Source organism: Streptomyces sp. CY-1 (assembly GCF_047218265.1).
Classification (GTDB): Bacteria; Actinomycetota; Actinomycetes; order Streptomycetales; family Streptomycetaceae; genus Streptomyces; species Streptomyces niphimycinicus.
On record NZ_CP178393.1, the window covers coordinates 2,127,109 to 2,143,464 of the forward strand.

Sequence of the window (16,356 nt, forward strand, 5' to 3'; positions counted from 1 at the left end):
ATGCATCCGAGACCTTCCCGCCGCTCGGCGCTGCGCACCGGCGGTCTGCTGGCGGCAGGCGCGCTGCTCCCCCAGTTGCCCACGGGGCAGGCGTACGCGGCCACGTCGCACACCGGCGCGGCCACCGACTACACCGGGGCGTGGCGCGCGGTGCCGGGGATCCTGGACCGGATCAGGCCGCCCGCCTTCCCCCGCCGGAGCTTCCGGATCACCGACTACGGCGCGGTCGGCGACGGGCGGACGATGAACACCGCGGCGTTCCGGGCCGCCATCGCCGCCTGCCACCGGGCGGGCGGCGGCCGGGTCGTCGTCCCCGAGGGCCGATTCCTCACCGGTGCGATCCATCTGCGCAGCCGGGTGAACCTGCGTGTCACCGCGGGCGCCACCATCGCCTTCAGCCCCGATCCGCGCGACTTCCTGCCGGTGGTGCTCACCCGCTGGGAGGGCACCGAGTGCTACAACTACTCGCCCTTCATCTACGCGTACGGCGCACGGGATGTCGCGGTCACCGGACCCGGCATCCTCGACGGGCAGGCGCGGCTCGGCCCGTGGGAGAGCTGGTACCGCGACAGTGGACCGCAGGGGGCCGATCAGAGACTGCTGCGCGAGATGGGCTCCACGGGCACGCCGGTGGCCCGGCGCGTCTTCGGCGACGGCCACTATCTGCGGCCGAAGATGGTGCAGTTCTACCGCTGCCGCAACGTCCTGGTCAGCGATCTGACCATCGTCGACCCGCCGATGTGGACCGTGCATCCAGTGCTCTCCGGCAATGTCACCGTGCGCGGTGTCACCGTGGACAGCACGCTCTACAACACCGATGGCTGCGACCCGGAGTGCTGCTCCGACGTACTCATCACCGGCTGCCGCTTCAACACCAACGACGACTGCGTGGCCGTCAAGTCCGGCCGGGACGAGGACGGCCACCGTGTCGGCGTGCCGAGCAGGAACATCGTGGTGCGCGACTGCCAGTTCTCCGGCCGCTGGGGCGGGATGACCGTCGGCAGCGAGATGTCCGGCGGGGTGCACGACATCTTCGCCGAGAACTGCGAGATCAACCCGCCGGACTTCCCCGGCCGCTACCCCGTCAAGCACGCGCTGTACGTCAAGGCGAACAAGAAGCGCGGGGGCTTCATCGACGGTGTGCACATCCGGAACTTCACCGGACAGGACGTGGAGCGCGATATCGCGTTCGTGACCATGGCCTACAACGGCGGCGAGAACGGGACCCTGCCGGTGTCCGTGCGGAACATCCAGATGGACCGCATGGCGATCGACGGCGCCCAGACCGTGCTGCGGCTGGTCGGCCTGGACACCGATCATCTGCGCGGGGTGCGCCTCTCCCGCTCCACGTTCACGGGCATCGTCAACCCCGACAGCGTCGCCTACACCGACGAGCTGACCTTCCGGCGGGTCATCGTCAACGGCCAGGAGGTGCCACACCGGCCACCCGCCTGACCGGCGCGTGGCCGGCGCGTGGCCGGCGCGTGGCCGGCGCGTGGCCGGGGCGTGGCCGGGGCCCGGTGGCGCGGCTACTCGAACCGTGCCGTGTCGCCCGCCCCCCGGCGTACGATCTCGGCCTCGCCGCTGGAGAAGTCGATGACCGTGGTCGGCTCGGTGCCGCAGTCGCCCGAGTCGACCACGGCGTCCACCACATGGTCGAGCCGTTCCTTGATCTCCCAGCCCTGGGTCATCGGCTCGTCCTCGCCGGGCAGCAGCAGGGTGCTGGAGAGCAGTGGCTCACCCAGCTCGGCGAGCAGGGCCTGGGTGACGACATGGTCGGGGATCCGGACCCCGACCGTCTTCTTCTTCGGATGCGGCAACTGACGCGGTACGTCCTTCGTCGCCGGGAGGATGAAGGTGTAACTGCCGGGCGTCGCCGCCTTGATCGCGCGGAACACATCCTTGTCGATGTGCACGAACTGGCCGAGCTGCGCGAAGTTCTGGCACATCAGGGTGAAGTGGTGACGGTCGTCGAGATTGCGAATCGACCGGATCTGATTGATTCCGTCGCGATTGCCCATCTGGCATCCCAGCGCGAAGCAGGAGTCCGTCGGATAGGCGACCAGCCCACCGGAGCGGATCCGCTCGGCCACATTGCTGATGGTGCGCTGCTGAGGGTTATCGGGATGCACATCGAAATACTTCGCCATCCACCGAGCCTACGTGCACCGACGGCACGTCTCGACCTCGGTGGCCTGATCGGCGGCGGGGCGGTTCAGTCCGCCAGGGCCCGCCGGTAGACGGCTGGATCGACGTTGCCGCCCGACGCCACGAGCACCACGGTCCCGCCCCGTACGTCCGCCTTCCCGGACAGCAGGGCCGCCAGGGACGCGGCGCCACCCGGCTCCACCACGATCTTGAGGAGCCGGTGGGCCGTGGCCATGGCGGCCAGGGCCTCCCCGTCGGTGACGGTCAGGCCGGTCACCTCGTGGTGGCGGAGGACGGCCAGCGGGCGCGCACCGGCCGCCGGGCCGGAGATCGCGTCCATGAGACCGCCGGGCGGTCGGGGGTTGGCGCATACGCGGCCGGTCGCCAGGGACCGGGCCATCTTGTCGAAGCCCGCCGGTTCGACGATGTGGCTCGCCAGGCCGGAGAAGGCGTGGCGGAGCGCGGTGATCACACCGGCGGCCAGCCCGCCGCCACTACAGTTCACCAGGACCGCGTCCGGGGCCAGGCCCAATTCGCGCGCCTGCTCGGCGATCTCCAGGCCGACGGTGCCCTGCCCGGCCATGACCCTGACGTCGTCGAAGGGCGGGATCAGCGTCATGCCGCGGTCCTGAAGGATCTTCCGGGCCACCTCTTCCCGGTCCTCGCTCCGCGGGTCGTACAGGACGGTCTCGGCGCCCCACCAGCGGCAGTTGTCGACCTTGATGCGCGGGGCGTCCCGGGGCATGACGATGACCGCGGGGCAACCGGCGAGCCGTGCCGCCGCGGCCACGCCCTGCCCGTGGTTACCGGCGGAGTAGGCCACGATCCCCGCACGGCGCGCCTCCTCGTCCAGGGTGAGCAGGGCGTTGAGCGCCCCGCGCACCTTGAACGAGCCGGTGACCTGGAGGCATTCGGCCTTGACCAGGACACGGGCGCCGACCAGCTCGTCCAGCATCGGGGAGGTCAGCAACGGCGTCCGCACCACATGACCGGACAGGCGCCGCGCCGCCTCGTGGATGGAGTCGATGCCGAAGCCGGGCACGGCGCCGTCCGCGACGGCCGCCGTGTTCACTTCCCCGGGTCGATCGTGGATCTCGGACAACGGTGGATGTCCTCTCGCGTGGTCTGAGCGGGGTCCCGCATCGGCAGGGTACGCGCCTTGTCTCAGGCCGGCCGGTGACCAGGTCATGGCCAGGGCGATGACCATGGAGTGGATGGTGTCAGGCGGCCGGCCAGGTCCGCAGGGCCATGTCGGCCACCTGCTGAAGGTCGTCGCGGGTGGCGCCGCCGACGGCCTGGACGGCGATGCCGTTCGCCACGGTCATGAGGTAGCGGGCGAGCAGTCCGGGATCGGTGTCCGGGGGCAGGTCGCCTTCGTCGACGGCCCGCTGGAACCGGTCGCGGAGGTGGGAGATGGCCTCGTCGCGCCAGGCGATGAGGGCGTCGCGGGCGGGGCGCCCCGGGTCGCCGGCGGCGAGGGAGCCCTGGACGCCGAGGCATCCGGTGGGGCAGTCGGGGCGGGTGGTGGCCCGGACGGAGCCGCCCAGGAACGCGGTGGCCACCTGCCTGGCGGTCGGTTCCCGCAGGGCCCGGGCCGCATACGAGGCGGGGCCTTCGGTATAGCGCTCCAGCGCCCTGCGGAACAGCTCCTCCTTGTTGCCGAAGGCCGCGTACATGCTGGTGCGGGTGATGCCCATGGCGCTGGTCAGATCGGTGAGGCTGGCGCCTTCGTAGCCCTGTTCCCAGAAGACCCGCATGGCGCGTTCGAGGGCCTCGTCGGCGTCGAATCCTCGCGGCCGGCCGATCGACGCCTTCGGGTGCGTATCCATGTCGCCCACCCTATCCCTTCCGCACCGATCGGTACGGAAGTGCTATGGTCTTATTCAGTACCGATCGGTACTGAACTCTTTGGGGAGGTCATTCTCATGGGACAGCTCGAGGGCAAGACCGCCGTCGTGACCGGAGGCGGCACCGGCATCGGCCTGGCCACCGCCGTACGGCTGGCGGACGAGGGCGCGCACGTGTTCATCACCGGCCGGCGCAAGACCCAACTGGACGCGGCCGTGGAGACCATCGGCTCGGCGAGGGCCACCGCGGTGGCGGGCGACATCTCGAACCTGGCCGACCTGGACCGGCTGTACGACACGGTCCGCGCCCGGGGCCGGGGGCTGGACGTGCTGTTCGCCAACGCCGCCGCCGCGTCGTTCGCGACACTGGAGCAGATCACCGAGGAGCACTTCGACCAGACCTTCGACGTCAATGTGCGGGGCACGGTGTTCACCGTGCAGAAGGCACTGCCGCTGCTCAACGACGGCGCCTCGGTGATCCTCAACTCCTCGGTGCGCGCCGACGACGGTGTCGCGGCGTTCGGCGCCTATGCGGCCTCCAAGGCGGCGCTCCGGTCCTTCTCCCGGACCTGGGCCAACGAGCTCAAGGACCGGAACATCCGGGTCAACGTGGTCTCCCCGGGCACCATCGACACTCCCGGGCTGGACGGAGTGGCCGCCACGGCGGACGCGCCCGTCACCAAGGCCCAGTTCGCCGCTGGCGTGCCGCTCGGCCGGATCGGGCGCGCGGAGGAGGTCGCCAACGCGGTGGCCTTCCTCGCCTCCGAGCAGAGCAGCTTCATCCTCGGCGCCAACCTGTACGTCGACGGGGGCGAGAACCAGTTCTGACCGACACCGGCCGCCCCCCATGTCAGCGGGCCTCGGGGGCAACCGGTCCGGCGGGCACGGCCGCCGCGCCGGTGTGCACACCGGTGTGGTGGGCGGGCGCGCTGCGCGGCTGGGGCCGGCCCTGGTGCGGCACGGGGGGCTCGGAGCGGGGCAGTGGCATCGTGGTGGTCACCACGGCGCCCTGCTTCGCCTGGGGCGCGTGCCGGTGTCCTGGTTCGAACCACCCCTTGTGCTCGGCGGGTTCGAGCCACCCCTCGCGCTCGCCGTCCGGTGCGCGGTACTGCATCTCCTGCATCGCATTCGCCTCCCTGAGCGGATACCCGTGACGCGAGTGCGCCGGGTCCGTGAACGGCGGGGATCTCTCGGTTGGCTCACGGTATGTGTGGGCCCGAGCTGCCGCTCTGTTCCGGTGCACAGCCTCTGGCGGGGCTGATTGTGCGGGGCGCGTTCGCCTGCTGTTCAACCCCCCGTTCGCACTTGAGTCCGGGTGTTCTCAAGCCGACGGTCACGGGCTGTTCACGCAGTGGAATTCCCTCGCTACCCTCCCGACACATGTCGGCAGATTCCCGCACCGCCTTTACGGCGGTGGCCCATCGCATGCTCGGCCAGGTCCCGGAACTCAGCCGCCGCATCGTGGGGCAGATCGTCGCGCAGGAGCCGATGTACCAGGCGATCGGCGCCGTACCGCTGGAGATCCTCGCCGCATCGGTGCAGGAGAACCTGCGGGCGATCCTGGAATCCCTGGCGGGAGTCGAGCGCCCGCAGGAGGAGGAACTGGCGGTGGCGCGCACCACCGGACGCCGCCGGGCCCAGCAGGGGGTGCCGCTGGAAGCGGTGCTACGCGCCTACCGGCTCGCCACCGAGCTGGTGCTCAACTCGCTGCTGGCCGAGGTCAAGGGCCGCTCCCACACCGAACTGACGGAATTCCTCCAGGTCACCACGGCCGTGATGAACGTCATGGACCGTCACTCCGAGGCCGTCGTCCAGGGCTATCGCACCACCGAGGCCGAACTCCAGCGCCGGGACGCCCAGCGCCAGCAGGCCACCTTCGACGCCCTGCTGGAGGGCCGCGGCGGCGACCCCCAACTGGCCGCCGAGGCACTGGAGATCCTCGGCCTGCCGGCCACCGGCCCGTACGCCGTGGCCGTGGCGACCTTCGACATCGCCGCCCATCACACCTTCAGCGCCGCCCGCGACGCCTGCGCGGCCTACTCATTCCCCGCCGCCTGGCGCATCCGCGGCGACCGCGAGATCGGCCTGGTGGCACTCGGCCACTCCAGCGTGCCCCGGCTGATCAGGGCGCTCAACCGCAATCCGGCCGGCCGGATCGGCGTCTCCGACCCCTTCGACGCGATGCAGGAACTGCCCGAGGCGCACCGTTCGGCCGATGTCGCCCTGCAAACCGTGCGACACGAGGGCGACGAGGTGGCGTGGATCGCCGAGCGGCTGCCCGAGGCCCTGGTCATCTCCAGCCCGGCCCTCGCCGAACGGCTGACCAGGCGCGCCCTGGGCGCGGTGCTCGACCTGCCGGACGACGAGCGGGAGGTGCTGCTCGAGACGCTGACGATCTGGTACCAGAGCGGCCGCTCCGCCGCCCGTGCCGCCGGAGTGCTGTACTGCCACCGCAATACGATCCTCAACCGGCTGCGCCGCATCGAGCAGCTCTGCGGCAGCTCGCTGGAGGACCACCGCTTCCTGCTGGCCGGCTATCTCGGCCTGCTCACGCTGGACCTTCTGCCGAGTGCGCAGCGCACATCCGGCGACAACGGCCCCTCAGCCCCCGGCCCGTGATGCCTCCCTGACGCCACCCGCGGCCGGACCCGAGGCGCGGAAGGTGCGCCGGTAGGCCGACGGGGCCACCCCCGCCTCCGCCGCCAGGTGCCGCCGCAGCGAGGTGGCGGTGGCGAAGCCGACCTCGTGGGCGACCCGTTCCACCGGCAGGTCGCTGGACTCCAGCAGGTGCCGGGCCCGCCGCAGCCGCTGCTGGGTCAGCCAGCGGCCGGGGCTCAGACCGGTCTCCTCCCGGAAGCGCCTGGCGAAGGTACGGGTGCTCATCGCCGCGTGCGCGGCCAGTTCGTCCAGCGACAAGGGCAGTTCCAGCCGCCGCAGCGCCCAGTCGCGGGTCGGTCCGGTGCCGGATTCGCTCGCCGGCGGCAGCGGCCGCTCGATGTACTGCGCCTGCCCGCCGTCCCGGTACGGCGGCACGACGCAACAACGGGCGACATGGTTGGCCACCTCGCTGCCGTGGTCCTGGCGCACCAGATGCAGGCAGACGTCGACACCGCTCGCCGCCCCCGCGGAGGTCAGCACATCACCGTGGTCGACGAAGAGCACACCGGCGTCCAGCTCGACCCGGGGGAACAGCTCCTGGAAGTGGTCGGTGAGCGCCCAGTGGGTGGTGGCCCGGCGCCCGTCCAGGAGACCGGCGGCGGCCAGCAGGAAGGCGCCGGTGCAGATGGACACCAGCCGGGTGCCGGGGCGGACCCGGGAGAGGGCGGCGAGGGCCTGCGGCTCCGGGGTGGCGGCCGAGGCCCGGGTGATCGCGTACGGCGGGATGACCACGGTGTCCGCCTCGGCCAGCACCTCGGGGCCGTGCCCGGGGGTGACGGTCAGATCCGAGTCGGTACGCACGGGCCGCCCGTCCACGCTCGCGGACCGCACCTCGTAGCGGCCGTCGGCGGAGCCCAGGACCCGGTGCGGGATGCCGAGTTCGAAGGGATAGACGCCGTCGAGGGCGAGGACGACGACCTTGTGGGCGCCGGGCCGCGGGTCCGGGCGCATCCGGCGCTCCAGTTCGGCCGCACGGTCGGCAAGCTCACGGGCCCGGGAGGGCGCGGCGGACGCGGCGGACGCGGAACGGGCAGTGGGAGTGGCGCGGGCGCCGGACGCGCGGTGGGTCCCGGGAACGTGGCGGGCGGCAGGGTCGATCGGCATGGCAGGAATGTATCGGAGGCTGACCTTCTGGCCATCGCCCGGGCCCGGACCGTACGGCCAGGATCGAGCCATGACTTCGACGGACACGACGGACACCCCCGACAACCTCGACTCCCCGGCCCCGGCTGCCGCCCCGGACGGCGCCCCCGTGATGCTCGCCCTGCACCAGACGGCCCTCGGCGGCCCCGAGGTCCTGCGGCTCACCGAGCTGCCGCGGCCCGCGCCCGGCCCCGGCGAGATCCTCGTCGCCGTACACGCGGCCGGGCTCAACCCCACGGACTTCAAGCACCGCGCCCTGAGCATCTTCCTGCCGCCCCCGCCACTGACCCTCGGCTGGGACGTCTCCGGCACCGTGGTGGAGACCGGCTTCGGCGTCACCCTCTTCCAGCCCGGTGACGAGGTGTTCGGCATGCTGCCCTACCCGTACGGGGCGGGTTCCCACGCCGAGTATGTGACCGGCCCCGCCCGCGCCTTCGCCGCCAAGCCCGCCGGGATCGACCACGTCCAGGCGGCCGCGCTGCCGCTGGCCGCGCTCACCGCCTGGCAGGCCCTCGTGGACACCGCGGACCTGCGGGCCGGGCAGCGGGTACTGATCCACGCCGCGGCGGGCGGTGTCGGCCATCTCGCCGTACAGCTCGCCAAGGAGCGCGGCGCACATGTCACCGGGACGGCGAGCGCCCCCAAGCACGGCTTCCTGCGCGAACTCGGCGCGGATGTCTGCGTCGACCACCGCTCCGAGGACTTCACCGACACCGAGGAGCGCTACGACGTCGTCCTCGACGCCCTCGGCGGGGAGACCGCCACCCGTTCGGTGAGCGTGCTACGCCCCGGCGGTGTCCTCGTCTCCCTGCTGCCGGGCGCCCAGGACACCCGGGCCGCGGCGGAGCGGGCACGGGTCCGCGCCGTCACCCTGCTGGTCGAGCACGACCAGGCCGGGATGCGCGCCATCGCCGAGCTGGTCGACCGGGGCAGGCTCCGCGCCCATGTCTCCGGCACCTTCCCGCTCGCCGAGGGCGCCCGGGCCCATGTCCAGGGGGAGACCGGCCGCACCACGGGCAAGTTGGTCATCACCGTGCGCTGAGGCGGGATGGCCCGGGGCCGTGCCGTGACACAGGAGGGCGAGGCACCTCAGCCGATACGCATGGCGCCTCGCCCACTCGTTCACGATTCAGACACCGGCTCGCCTGGTTCCGCGGCACAACGCGCTGTGTCGCGACCCGGTCGGCACCGACCCCCGTGACGGGCGCCCGAGGGAGACCACTGATGCCGAGGCGGACGCGGGCCCAGGGGCTCGCCGCATGTCCTGGGCCTCGCCGAGGTCGACGCCGCCGCGGGCCGCAGGTTCCGGCGCCGGCTGGACGACCCCGGCCACGGTGTGATCGCCCCGACCCTGATGTCGGTGTGGGGCCGCGAACCGGGGCCCGGCTCCCCCATGGCCCTGGCCGAAGAGCGCTGCGCAAGGGCCCGTGCCCAGCTCGCGACCGCCAAGGGTGGGCACCCGCACATGGTCGGGACCAGCGGCGATGCCTGATTCTGGGCCCGTCGTAAGCCACGGCATCCACCGCTCGGCCTCAGGGGAGACGCCATGCTGAGTGTCGCCGCCATCCTCGGCGATTCCGCCCGTCGCCATCCGCACCGCCTCGCGATCGTCGAGGGCGACATCCGGCTCACCTACAGCGAACTGTGGGACGACGTGCTGGCCTTCGCGGCGGAGCTGCGCGCCTGCGGGGTGGGCCGCGGCGACCGGGTGGCGCTGATGCTGCCCAACGGCATCGACTTCCCCCGCGGGTACTACGCCGTGCTCGCGCTCGGCGCCACCGTGGTGCCGGTGCACGGGCTGCTCGTCCGCGAGGAGGTGGGGTACATCCTGCGGCACAGCGGCGCCGTCGCCGTCATCGCGGGCGGCCCGCTGCTGACCGTGGCCGAGCCGGCGGCCGCCGAGGCGGGTATCAAGGTGCTGGACGTCGTCACCGGGGAGCGCCGACTCGAGGCCGTCGAACCGGCCCGGGCCGACGACATCGCCGCGGTCCTGTACACCAGTGGCACCACCGGCCGGCCCAAGGGCGCCCAGCTCACCCATCTCAACCTGGTGATGAACGCGACCGTGCTGGCGTACGACCTGATCGGCATGGTGCCGGACGACGTGGTGCTGGGCTGTCTGCCGCTGTTCCACAGCTACGGTCAGACCGGTGCGCTCAACGCCACGATGCGGGTCGGCGCGACGCTCGTGCTCACCCCGCGGTTCACCGGGCCCGGCGCACTGGACCTGATGGTCGGCCAGAACGTCACGGTGTTCATGGGCGTGCCCACGATGTACCACGCGCTCACCGAGGCGGCCACCGCGGACCCGCGCCGGCCCGCGTATCTGCGGGTCGCCGTCTCGGGCGGGGCGGCCCTGCCGGTGGCGCTGCTGGAGCAGTTCGAGGCCGCGTACGACACGGTGATCCTGGAGGGCTACGGACTCACCGAGACCTCGCCCGCGGCGACGTTCAACGAGCACGGCCGCGGGCGGCGGCCCGGCACGGTCGGACACGCGGTGTGGGGCGTGGAGATCGCCGTCGCCGACGCCCGCACCCCGGACCGGATCGTGCCGCTGCCCGACGGCGAGGTGGGCGAGGTCGTCATCCGCGGGCACAACGTGTTCCACGGCTACCTCGACGACCCGGAGGCCACGCGGGCCGCGCTGGTCGACGGGTGGCTGCGCAGCGGCGACCTCGGGATGGTCGACGAGGACGGCTTCCTCGTCATCGTCGACCGCGGCAAGGACCTCATCATCCGCGGTGGCTTCAACGTCTACCCGCGCGAAGTCGAGGAGGTCCTGGCCCGGCATCCGGCCATCGCCGAGGTGTCGGTCGTCGGAGTGCCCGACGACGTCAAGGGCGAGGAGGTGTGCGCCGCCGTGGTGCCCCGGACCGACCTGCGCGTCCCGTCCGCCGAGGAGATCATCGCCTGGTCCCGGGAACGGCTCGGCGGGCACAAGTACCCGCGCAAGGTGGTCTTCATGACCGCCCTGCCCCTCGGCCCCACCGGCAAGGTCCTCAAGCGCGAGCTGCGCAAGACCTGTTCCTGACGCAACGGAGAAGCGGCCTTAGGGTTTGTCCCATGGCCAGTGCTCGCACCTCCTTGTCCCGTGACCGCCGCCGCGCCGAGCTGCGGGAGTTTCTGCGCAGCCGCAGGGCGCGGGTCTCGCCGGCCGATGTCGGTATGCCGGACGGCGGCCGGCGGCGCACCCCGGGGCTGCGGCGCGAGGAGGTCGCGGTGCTCTCCGGGGTCGGGGTGTCGTGGTACACGTGGCTGGAGCAGGGGCGCGACATCACGGTGTCCGAGGAGGTCATCGACGCCATCGCCCGCGCGCTGCTGCTGAACACGGCCGAACGCGGCCACCTGTACCGACTGGCCGGGCTCAAACCGCCGCGGGACGCGCCCGCGCCTGCCGTGCCCACCTCGCCGGAGCTGCGCCGGCTGCTCGACTCCTGGCTGCCGCGGCCCGGCTATGTCCGCGACCGCCACTGGAATTTCACCGCGGTCAACGACATGGCCCGGGAGGTGTTCGGCTACGGCGAGACCGACCACAACTGCCTGGTCTCGTTCTTCACCAACACCCGCTACCGGACGCTGCACCGGCACTGGGCCGAGACCGCGCCCCAGGTGGCCGCCGGCTTCCGGGCCGATGCGGCACACTATCCGGACGATCCGGAGTTCGATCGCATCGCAGGCGACCTGGCGGCGGTCAGCCCGGAGTTCGCGGAGCTGTGGGCGCGCCACGACGTGGCCGAGCACACCAGTGCGGTGAAGGCGGTCGACCATGCCACGGCCGGGACCCTGGTCTTCGACGCCACGCTGCTGCCGCTGCCCGAGCACCCCGGGCACCATCTGATCCTGCACAACCCCCGCCCGGGCACCGACACCCAGCAGCGGCTGGAGGAGCTGATGCGGCGGCGCAGCCTGGTGGTGGCACACCCAGGATGAACGGACACTGCCCGGCCCCCTGACCAAGCGGCAGCATCACTGCCATGAACAGCGATGACACACAGATGAAGGCAGTGACCATCCCCGAGTTCGGCGACGCCGGGGTGCTCCGCGCCGACACGGTGCCGACCCCGGTCCCGGGGCCGGGCCAGGTCGCCATCGACGTGGCCTACGCGGGTGCGAACTTCGCCGAGGTCCTCTACCGGCGCGGTGTGGTCGATGTGCCGCTGCCCTTCGTACCGGGCATCGAGGTCGCCGGATATGTCCGTGCCGTTGGCGAGGGCGTCGAGGATCTGTGGCCCGGCCGGCCGGTGGCCGCCTTGACGATCGTCGATTCCGGCGGCTACGCCGAGGTGGCGGTCACCTCGGCGGACCTGGTCGCCCCGCTGGACGGCGTGGATATCGGAATGGGCACGGCCGCGGCTCTGCCGTCCAACAGCACCACCGCCTTTCTGGTGCTCGACCGGGTGGCCCGCATCGCTCCCGGTGAGAGCGTCCTGGTGCACGCCGCCGCCGGCGGCGTAGGGAGCCAGCTCGGCCAGGCCGCCCGGCTGCTGGGCGCGGGCCGCGTGGTCGGCACGGTCGGGAGCGCCGCCAAGATCGACACCGCCAAGGGCTTCGGCTACGACGAGGTGATCCTCCGTGACCGGCTCGCCGACGCCGGTCGGTTCGACATCGTCGTCGACATGGTCGGCGGCCCCACCCGCCGAGCGAGCCTGGACCGGCTGGCCGCCATGGGCCGCCTGGTGATCATGGGCAATGCCTCGGGCGCCGAGGACGTCGGCGTCCCGGCCAACGAACTGTGGTTCACCAACAAGACGGTCTCCGGCTTCAATCTGGCCGCCTTCGCCGCCGCCCACCCCGACGAGACGGGCCGGGCGCTGCGCCGTGCCGTGGCGGCCGCGGCCAAGGGAGAGCTGCGGGTACAGGTCGAGGCGCTGCCACTGGAGAGAGTCGCCGAAGCGCACCGCCGGATCGAGGCGGGGGCGACCACGGGCAAGCTGGTGCTGGACGTCGCGGCGCTATGACGTGGTCGCGGTGCGCCGGAAGTCGCTGGGGTTGGCGCCTCGGACGCGTTTGAACGCCGCGCTGAATCCGAACGGGTCGGAGTAGCCCACGGTGCGGGCGATGTCCGCGATGGTCGCGGCCTTCCGCTCGACCAGGAGGTCCGCCGCGAGCGTCATGCGCCAGCGGGTGAGGTAGGTCAGCGGGGGTTCGCCGACCAGGTCGGCGAACCGCTTGGCGAGTGTCGAACGCGACACCCCGGTGTGCTCGGCCAGCGCGGCGACCGTCCATGGTGCCGCCGGTTCGGCGTGCAGCAGGCGCAGCGCGTCGCCGACCACCGGGTCCCGCTGGGCGGCCCACCAGGCCGGGGGCTCGCCGCCGGGCCGGTCGAACCACTCGCGCAGTGTGCAGACCAGCATCCAGTCCAGCAGCCGGTCGAGTACGACCTGCTGGCCCGGTGTGTCGACGGCTACCTCGGCGGCGAGGTGGTCGAGGACGGGGTCGGCCGTGCTCCCCGCGTCCACGCGCAGCACGACGGGCAGCGCGTCCAGCAGTCGGCGGCTGATCTCGCCGCGCACGGGATAGGCGCCGACGATCAGGGTCGTGGCGCCGGGGCCGTCAGCGGCGTGCCCGTCGGGGCCGTCACCGGTGCCCCCGCCGGGGCCGTCACCGGTGCCCCCGCCGGGGCCGTCACCGGTGCCCCCGCCGGGGTCGTGCCAGCCGCGCCGGTGCCGGGTGCCGCCCTGCTCGGGCGTCGCGCAGTGCTCGCCGCAGGCGATCGGTTCGGCCCCGGTGCCGACCTCGTCGACGAAGGTGAACGTCGCGGGGCCGCGCACGACGACCGTCTCGCGGGCGCGCAGCGGCTCGGGCGGACCGTGCTCCGGCACGATCCAGCCCGCCCCGGTGAGGACGGTGCACAGGGTCAGTGGCGCGCCGTCCACGAAGTGCAGGGCCCAGGGCGGGGACAGGGTCGAGCTGCCGAACAACGAGCCATGGGCCCGCACCCCGCGGATCAGGTCACTGAAGGCGTCCACCTCAGCGATTTTAGACGCATGCACAGGTGATCCGGCTTTTCGCCTATGGGTTCGTCCGAGTCGGCCGTGTTCAATCGGCCTCATGAGCAACGACACCACTCTCGTCCTCGGCGCGACCGGCAAGACGGGGCGGCGGATCCTCGCCCGGTTGCGGCTGCGCGGCACACCGGTGCGGGCCGCCTCCCGATCGAGCCGGACCCGGTTCGACTGGTCCGACCCCGGCGGCTGGGACGCGGCCCTGCGGGGTATCGCCGTCGCCTATGTGGTGGCCCCGCGTGTGCCGGGACCGGTGCACGAGTTCGTGGCCCGGGCCGAGGCCGCCGGAGTGCGGCGGCTGGTCCTGCTCTCCGGGCGCGGCTCCGACACCTGGGGCGATTCCACGTTCGGCCTCGACATGCGCTCGGCCGAGGACGCCGTACGCGGCTCGGCGCTGGAGTGGACCGTCCTGCGGCCGTCGAACTTCGCCCAGAACTTCGACGAGGACGTCTTCCACGCCCCGCTGGTCGCCGGGGAGCTGGCGCTCCCGGCTGGCAAGGTTCCCGAGCCGTTCATCGACGCGGAGGACGTGGCCGACGCCGCGGCCACGGTGCTGACCGAGACCGATCGGCACGCCGGACGGATCTACGAGCTGACCGGGCCGCGTGCGCTGACCTTCGGGGAGGCCACCCGGCTGATCTCCCGGGCGTCCGGGCGGCCCATCTCCTACCGGCAGGTCTCCCCCGCCGAGTACACCGCGGCGCTGGTCGAGGAGGGCGTGGGCGAGGAGGACGCCCACCACGTCGCCGAGATGTTCGTGCTGATGGAGCGCGGGCTGCTGGCCGGGACGACGGATGACCTCGCCACCGTCCTGGGACGGGCGCCCCGGACCTTCGAGGACTACGTCGTACGGGCCGCGGCGGCGGGGACCTGGGGGCGATGACCGCCCGGCCATCGCCCCTGCATCACGTGTTCCGAACGAGCGGACGCCTCGTTCAACGACCTCGAACCCATTTCCCCTCACCCATCGGAAGGGCCGTAATGAGCACCGACGCCACTTCGCTGACCCCCCAGGACCTCGAGTTCCTCCGGCGCCCCCTGTACGGATTCCTGTCCGTGGCCGGTGGGCCTCTTCCGCCACAGCCCCGGCCGGTGTGGTTCGAGGCCACCGCCGAGGGCACGGTCCAACTGTTCACGGGCCCGGACACGCTCAAGGTGCGGCACCTGCGCCGCGACCCCCGCGCCTCGATCGTCGTCGCCGCCCCGGTGGGCGAGCGCGAGCGCTGGCTGTCGGTGGCCGGTCACACCACGGTGGAAACCGACGGCGCACACGACCTGGCCGCCCGGCTGGCCGCGCGCTACTGGGACCTCGATGACGACCCGGCCCGCGCCGACGACCTCGCCGCGATCCTGGCCGAGGACTGGGTCCGTCTCGTCATCCACCCGGAGGCCGTGCGCCGCTACGCGTTCTGACCTCCGCGACAACCTCTTCGAGTACGCCGCCGTCCCGGTCAGTAGAACTCGACGGTGTTCACACGGTTGAGCGGGTCGTGCCCGTCGAGGAGCCGGGTGGCGTTGGCGGCGAAGAGTTCGGCGATACGGCGGTCCTCCGCCGCGTCGAGGGCGGCGGTGTGCGGGCTGACCAGCACCCGGTCGTGGTCCCAGAGCGGACTGTGCGCGGGCAGCGGTTCGGTCTCGAAGACGTCCAGCGCGGCGAAGCCGACCCGGCCGGAGTCGAGCGCGCCGATCAGCGCGGCCTCGTCGATGACACTTCCGCGGCCGACGTTGACGAGAGTGGCGCCGGGCCGAAGGACGCCGAAGAACCGTTCGCCGAGGAGGTGCTCGGTGGCGTCGGTGCCGGGGAGGGTGTTCACGACGGCGTCCACGGTGGGCGCCACCTCGGTGATGCGGTCGGGGTGCACCACGGTGGAGACGCCGGTGACGGTGACGTCCCTCCTGCTCGTGCCGATGACCGTGGCGCCCAGCGCGTGGAGGGTCTCGGCGACGACCCGGCCGATCCCGCCGAGGCCGAGCACCAGCACCGTCTGCTGGTTCACCTGCCCCATCGTCCAGCGGCCGGTCCACTCCCGGTCGTCCTGCTGGCGCCGCAGCCGGGGCAGGTCCTTGGCTCCCGCGAGGACGCCGAAGACGGCGAACTCGGCGAGCGGGCGGCCATGCACACCGGCCGAGGTGGTGAACAGGACCCGGTCGAGTTCTTCGGCGCTCAGCCCGGCGGCCTTGACCTGGCCGCCGCCGCCCGCGGCCATCGTGTGCACCCAGCGCAGGCGCGGGTTGGCCCGGACCGCCCGCGCCAGGGCGGCCGGGTCCAGGTCGGGGATGCCGTACAGGGCGTCGGCCGAATCGATCGCGGCCTCGTAGGCGCGCTGCTGCTGGGGACCGCGCCGCCAGGCCGGGTCGCCGACGAAGTCGGCCGGCCAGCGCATGGGCGGGAGGAGAGAGTGGTCGACCACGAGGTCGATCCGCGGCTCCAACTCCCGGATGCGGGCACGATTCTCCTCGGACAGCGGAGCGGCGACCGCCACCCGGAGGCGATCCGCCACGCGGTCCCGGCCGGTCATCTGTTCCTGCATCTGATCCTGCCCCGTCATCTCGTC

16 protein-coding genes are annotated in these 16,356 nt (G+C 72.5%); 9 read left to right on the forward strand and 7 right to left on the reverse strand.

What is annotated here, in order from left to right:
• Entirely contained in the window at positions 1 to 1,455 is a 1,455-nt protein-coding gene (locus tag ACK1X7_RS08855) for a glycoside hydrolase family 28 protein (protein ID WP_390792569.1), read from the forward strand.
• Between the two features lie 74 nt (positions 1,456 to 1,529).
• On the opposite strand, the gene ACK1X7_RS08860 is transcribed toward ACK1X7_RS08855, so the two are convergent.
• The 3 genes from ACK1X7_RS08860 to ACK1X7_RS08870 all read right to left on the reverse strand — a co-directional run bounded on the left by ACK1X7_RS08860 (position 1,530) and on the right by ACK1X7_RS08870 (position 3,977).
• Positions 1,530 to 2,150: an L-threonylcarbamoyladenylate synthase gene (locus ACK1X7_RS08860; protein WP_385144336.1), complete on the reverse strand. Its 621-nt coding sequence runs from the start codon at positions 2,148 to 2,150 to the stop codon at positions 1,530 to 1,532.
• Positions 2,151 to 2,215: 65 nt separating this feature from the next.
• The gene (locus tag ACK1X7_RS08865) at positions 2,216 to 3,250 is read right to left on the reverse strand and encodes a threonine ammonia-lyase (RefSeq protein ID WP_413114910.1); all 1,035 of its coding nucleotides are present in this window, start codon (positions 3,248 to 3,250) and stop codon (positions 2,216 to 2,218) included.
• 118 nt (positions 3,251 to 3,368) lie between these two features.
• Complete coding sequence (locus tag ACK1X7_RS08870) at positions 3,369 to 3,977, reverse strand: TetR/AcrR family transcriptional regulator (RefSeq protein ID WP_385156804.1); 609 nt, start codon at positions 3,975 to 3,977, stop codon at positions 3,369 to 3,371.
• 96 nt (positions 3,978 to 4,073) lie between these two features.
• Here ACK1X7_RS08870 and ACK1X7_RS08875 point away from each other — a divergent pair, with 96 nt between their 5' ends.
• Positions 4,074 to 4,823: an SDR family NAD(P)-dependent oxidoreductase gene (locus ACK1X7_RS08875; RefSeq protein ID WP_385156801.1), complete on the forward strand. Its 750-nt coding sequence runs from the start codon at positions 4,074 to 4,076 to the stop codon at positions 4,821 to 4,823.
• A gap of 22 nt (positions 4,824 to 4,845) precedes the next feature.
• Here the strand turns inward: ACK1X7_RS08875 and ACK1X7_RS08880 are convergent, their stop codons facing one another.
• Positions 4,846 to 5,118: a hypothetical protein gene (locus ACK1X7_RS08880; RefSeq protein WP_413114911.1), complete on the reverse strand. Its 273-nt coding sequence runs from the start codon at positions 5,116 to 5,118 to the stop codon at positions 4,846 to 4,848.
• 257 nt (positions 5,119 to 5,375) lie between these two features.
• On the opposite strand from ACK1X7_RS08880, the gene ACK1X7_RS08885 reads away from it, so the two are divergent.
• Positions 5,376 to 6,614 carry a PucR family transcriptional regulator gene (locus ACK1X7_RS08885; RefSeq protein ID WP_413114912.1) on the forward strand — a complete coding sequence of 413 codons (1,239 nt, stop codon included), beginning with the start codon at positions 5,376 to 5,378 and terminating at the stop codon, positions 6,612 to 6,614.
• On the opposite strand, the gene ACK1X7_RS08890 is transcribed toward ACK1X7_RS08885, so the two are convergent.
• Entirely contained in the window at positions 6,597 to 7,604 is a 1,008-nt protein-coding gene (locus ACK1X7_RS08890; protein WP_390792702.1) for a GlxA family transcriptional regulator, read from the reverse strand. The genes ACK1X7_RS08885 and ACK1X7_RS08890 overlap by 18 nt on opposite strands.
• Positions 7,605 to 7,827: 223 nt before the next feature.
• On the opposite strand from ACK1X7_RS08890, the gene ACK1X7_RS08895 reads away from it, so the two are divergent.
• The 4 genes from ACK1X7_RS08895 (at position 7,828) to ACK1X7_RS08910 (ending at position 12,754) form a co-directional block, all read left to right on the forward strand.
• Entirely contained in the window at positions 7,828 to 8,838 is a 1,011-nt protein-coding gene (locus ACK1X7_RS08895) for an NADP-dependent oxidoreductase (RefSeq protein ID WP_385156792.1), read from the forward strand.
• A 504-nt stretch (positions 8,839 to 9,342) separates the two neighbouring features.
• Complete coding sequence (locus ACK1X7_RS08900; protein ID WP_390792565.1) at positions 9,343 to 10,827, forward strand: long-chain-fatty-acid--CoA ligase; 1,485 nt, start codon at positions 9,343 to 9,345, stop codon at positions 10,825 to 10,827.
• A gap of 32 nt (positions 10,828 to 10,859) precedes the next feature.
• Positions 10,860 to 11,726 carry a helix-turn-helix transcriptional regulator gene (locus ACK1X7_RS08905; protein WP_390792564.1) on the forward strand — a complete coding sequence of 289 codons (867 nt, stop codon included), beginning with the start codon at positions 10,860 to 10,862 and terminating at the stop codon, positions 11,724 to 11,726.
• A gap of 44 nt (positions 11,727 to 11,770) precedes the next feature.
• Entirely contained in the window at positions 11,771 to 12,754 is a 984-nt protein-coding gene (locus ACK1X7_RS08910; protein ID WP_385158362.1) for a quinone oxidoreductase family protein, read from the forward strand.
• Here ACK1X7_RS08910 and ACK1X7_RS08915 read toward each other — a convergent pair.
• Positions 12,749 to 13,765 (reverse strand): AraC family transcriptional regulator, encoded by a 1,017-nt coding sequence (locus ACK1X7_RS08915; protein WP_413114913.1) that lies wholly within the window; start codon positions 13,763 to 13,765, stop codon positions 12,749 to 12,751. The genes ACK1X7_RS08910 and ACK1X7_RS08915 overlap by 6 nt on opposite strands.
• 82 nt (positions 13,766 to 13,847) lie before the next feature.
• Here ACK1X7_RS08915 and ACK1X7_RS08920 point away from each other — a divergent pair, with 82 nt between their 5' ends.
• Entirely contained in the window at positions 13,848 to 14,684 is an 837-nt protein-coding gene (locus tag ACK1X7_RS08920) for an NAD(P)H-binding protein (RefSeq protein ID WP_385152609.1), read from the forward strand.
• A gap of 98 nt (positions 14,685 to 14,782) precedes the next feature.
• The gene (locus tag ACK1X7_RS08925; protein WP_385152606.1) at positions 14,783 to 15,214 is read left to right on the forward strand and encodes a pyridoxamine 5'-phosphate oxidase family protein; all 432 of its coding nucleotides are present in this window, start codon (positions 14,783 to 14,785) and stop codon (positions 15,212 to 15,214) included.
• A 38-nt stretch (positions 15,215 to 15,252) separates the two neighbouring features.
• Here ACK1X7_RS08925 and ACK1X7_RS08930 read toward each other — a convergent pair whose 3' ends face one another.
• Positions 15,253 to 16,350, reverse strand: a complete 1,098-nt coding sequence (locus ACK1X7_RS08930; protein ID WP_385152604.1) for a D-2-hydroxyacid dehydrogenase — start codon at positions 16,348 to 16,350, stop codon at positions 15,253 to 15,255.
• Positions 16,351 to 16,356: the final 6 nt, after the last annotated feature.

Bases quoted from the DNA above. Each gene is read 5' to 3' on its own strand.
- ACK1X7_RS08855 (WP_390792569.1), top strand. From the start codon at position 1: ATGCATCCGAGACCTTCCCGCCGCTCGGCGCTGCGCACCGGCGGTCTG.
- ACK1X7_RS08910 (WP_385158362.1), top strand. From the start codon at position 11,771: ATGAACAGCGATGACACACAGATGAAGGCAGTGACCATCCCCGAGTTC.
- ACK1X7_RS08930 (WP_385152604.1), bottom strand. From the start codon at position 16,350: ATGACGGGGCAGGATCAGATGCAGGAACAGATGACCGGCCGGGACCGC.
- ACK1X7_RS08860 (WP_385144336.1), bottom strand. From the start codon at position 2,150: ATGGCGAAGTATTTCGATGTGCATCCCGATAACCCTCAGCAGCGCACC.
- ACK1X7_RS08870 (WP_385156804.1), bottom strand. From the start codon at position 3,977: ATGGATACGCACCCGAAGGCGTCGATCGGCCGGCCGCGAGGATTCGAC.
- ACK1X7_RS08875 (WP_385156801.1), top strand. From the start codon at position 4,074: ATGGGACAGCTCGAGGGCAAGACCGCCGTCGTGACCGGAGGCGGCACC.
- ACK1X7_RS08905 (WP_390792564.1), top strand. From the start codon at position 10,860: ATGGCCAGTGCTCGCACCTCCTTGTCCCGTGACCGCCGCCGCGCCGAG.
- ACK1X7_RS08925 (WP_385152606.1), top strand. From the start codon at position 14,783: ATGAGCACCGACGCCACTTCGCTGACCCCCCAGGACCTCGAGTTCCTC.
- ACK1X7_RS08885 (WP_413114912.1), top strand. From the start codon at position 5,376: ATGTCGGCAGATTCCCGCACCGCCTTTACGGCGGTGGCCCATCGCATG.
- ACK1X7_RS08880 (WP_413114911.1), bottom strand. From the start codon at position 5,118: ATGCAGGAGATGCAGTACCGCGCACCGGACGGCGAGCGCGAGGGGTGG.
- ACK1X7_RS08920 (WP_385152609.1), top strand. From the start codon at position 13,848: ATGAGCAACGACACCACTCTCGTCCTCGGCGCGACCGGCAAGACGGGG.
- ACK1X7_RS08900 (WP_390792565.1), top strand. From the start codon at position 9,343: ATGCTGAGTGTCGCCGCCATCCTCGGCGATTCCGCCCGTCGCCATCCG.
- ACK1X7_RS08895 (WP_385156792.1), top strand. From the start codon at position 7,828: ATGACTTCGACGGACACGACGGACACCCCCGACAACCTCGACTCCCCG.
- ACK1X7_RS08890 (WP_390792702.1), bottom strand. From the start codon at position 7,604: ATGCGCCCGGACCCGCGGCCCGGCGCCCACAAGGTCGTCGTCCTCGCC.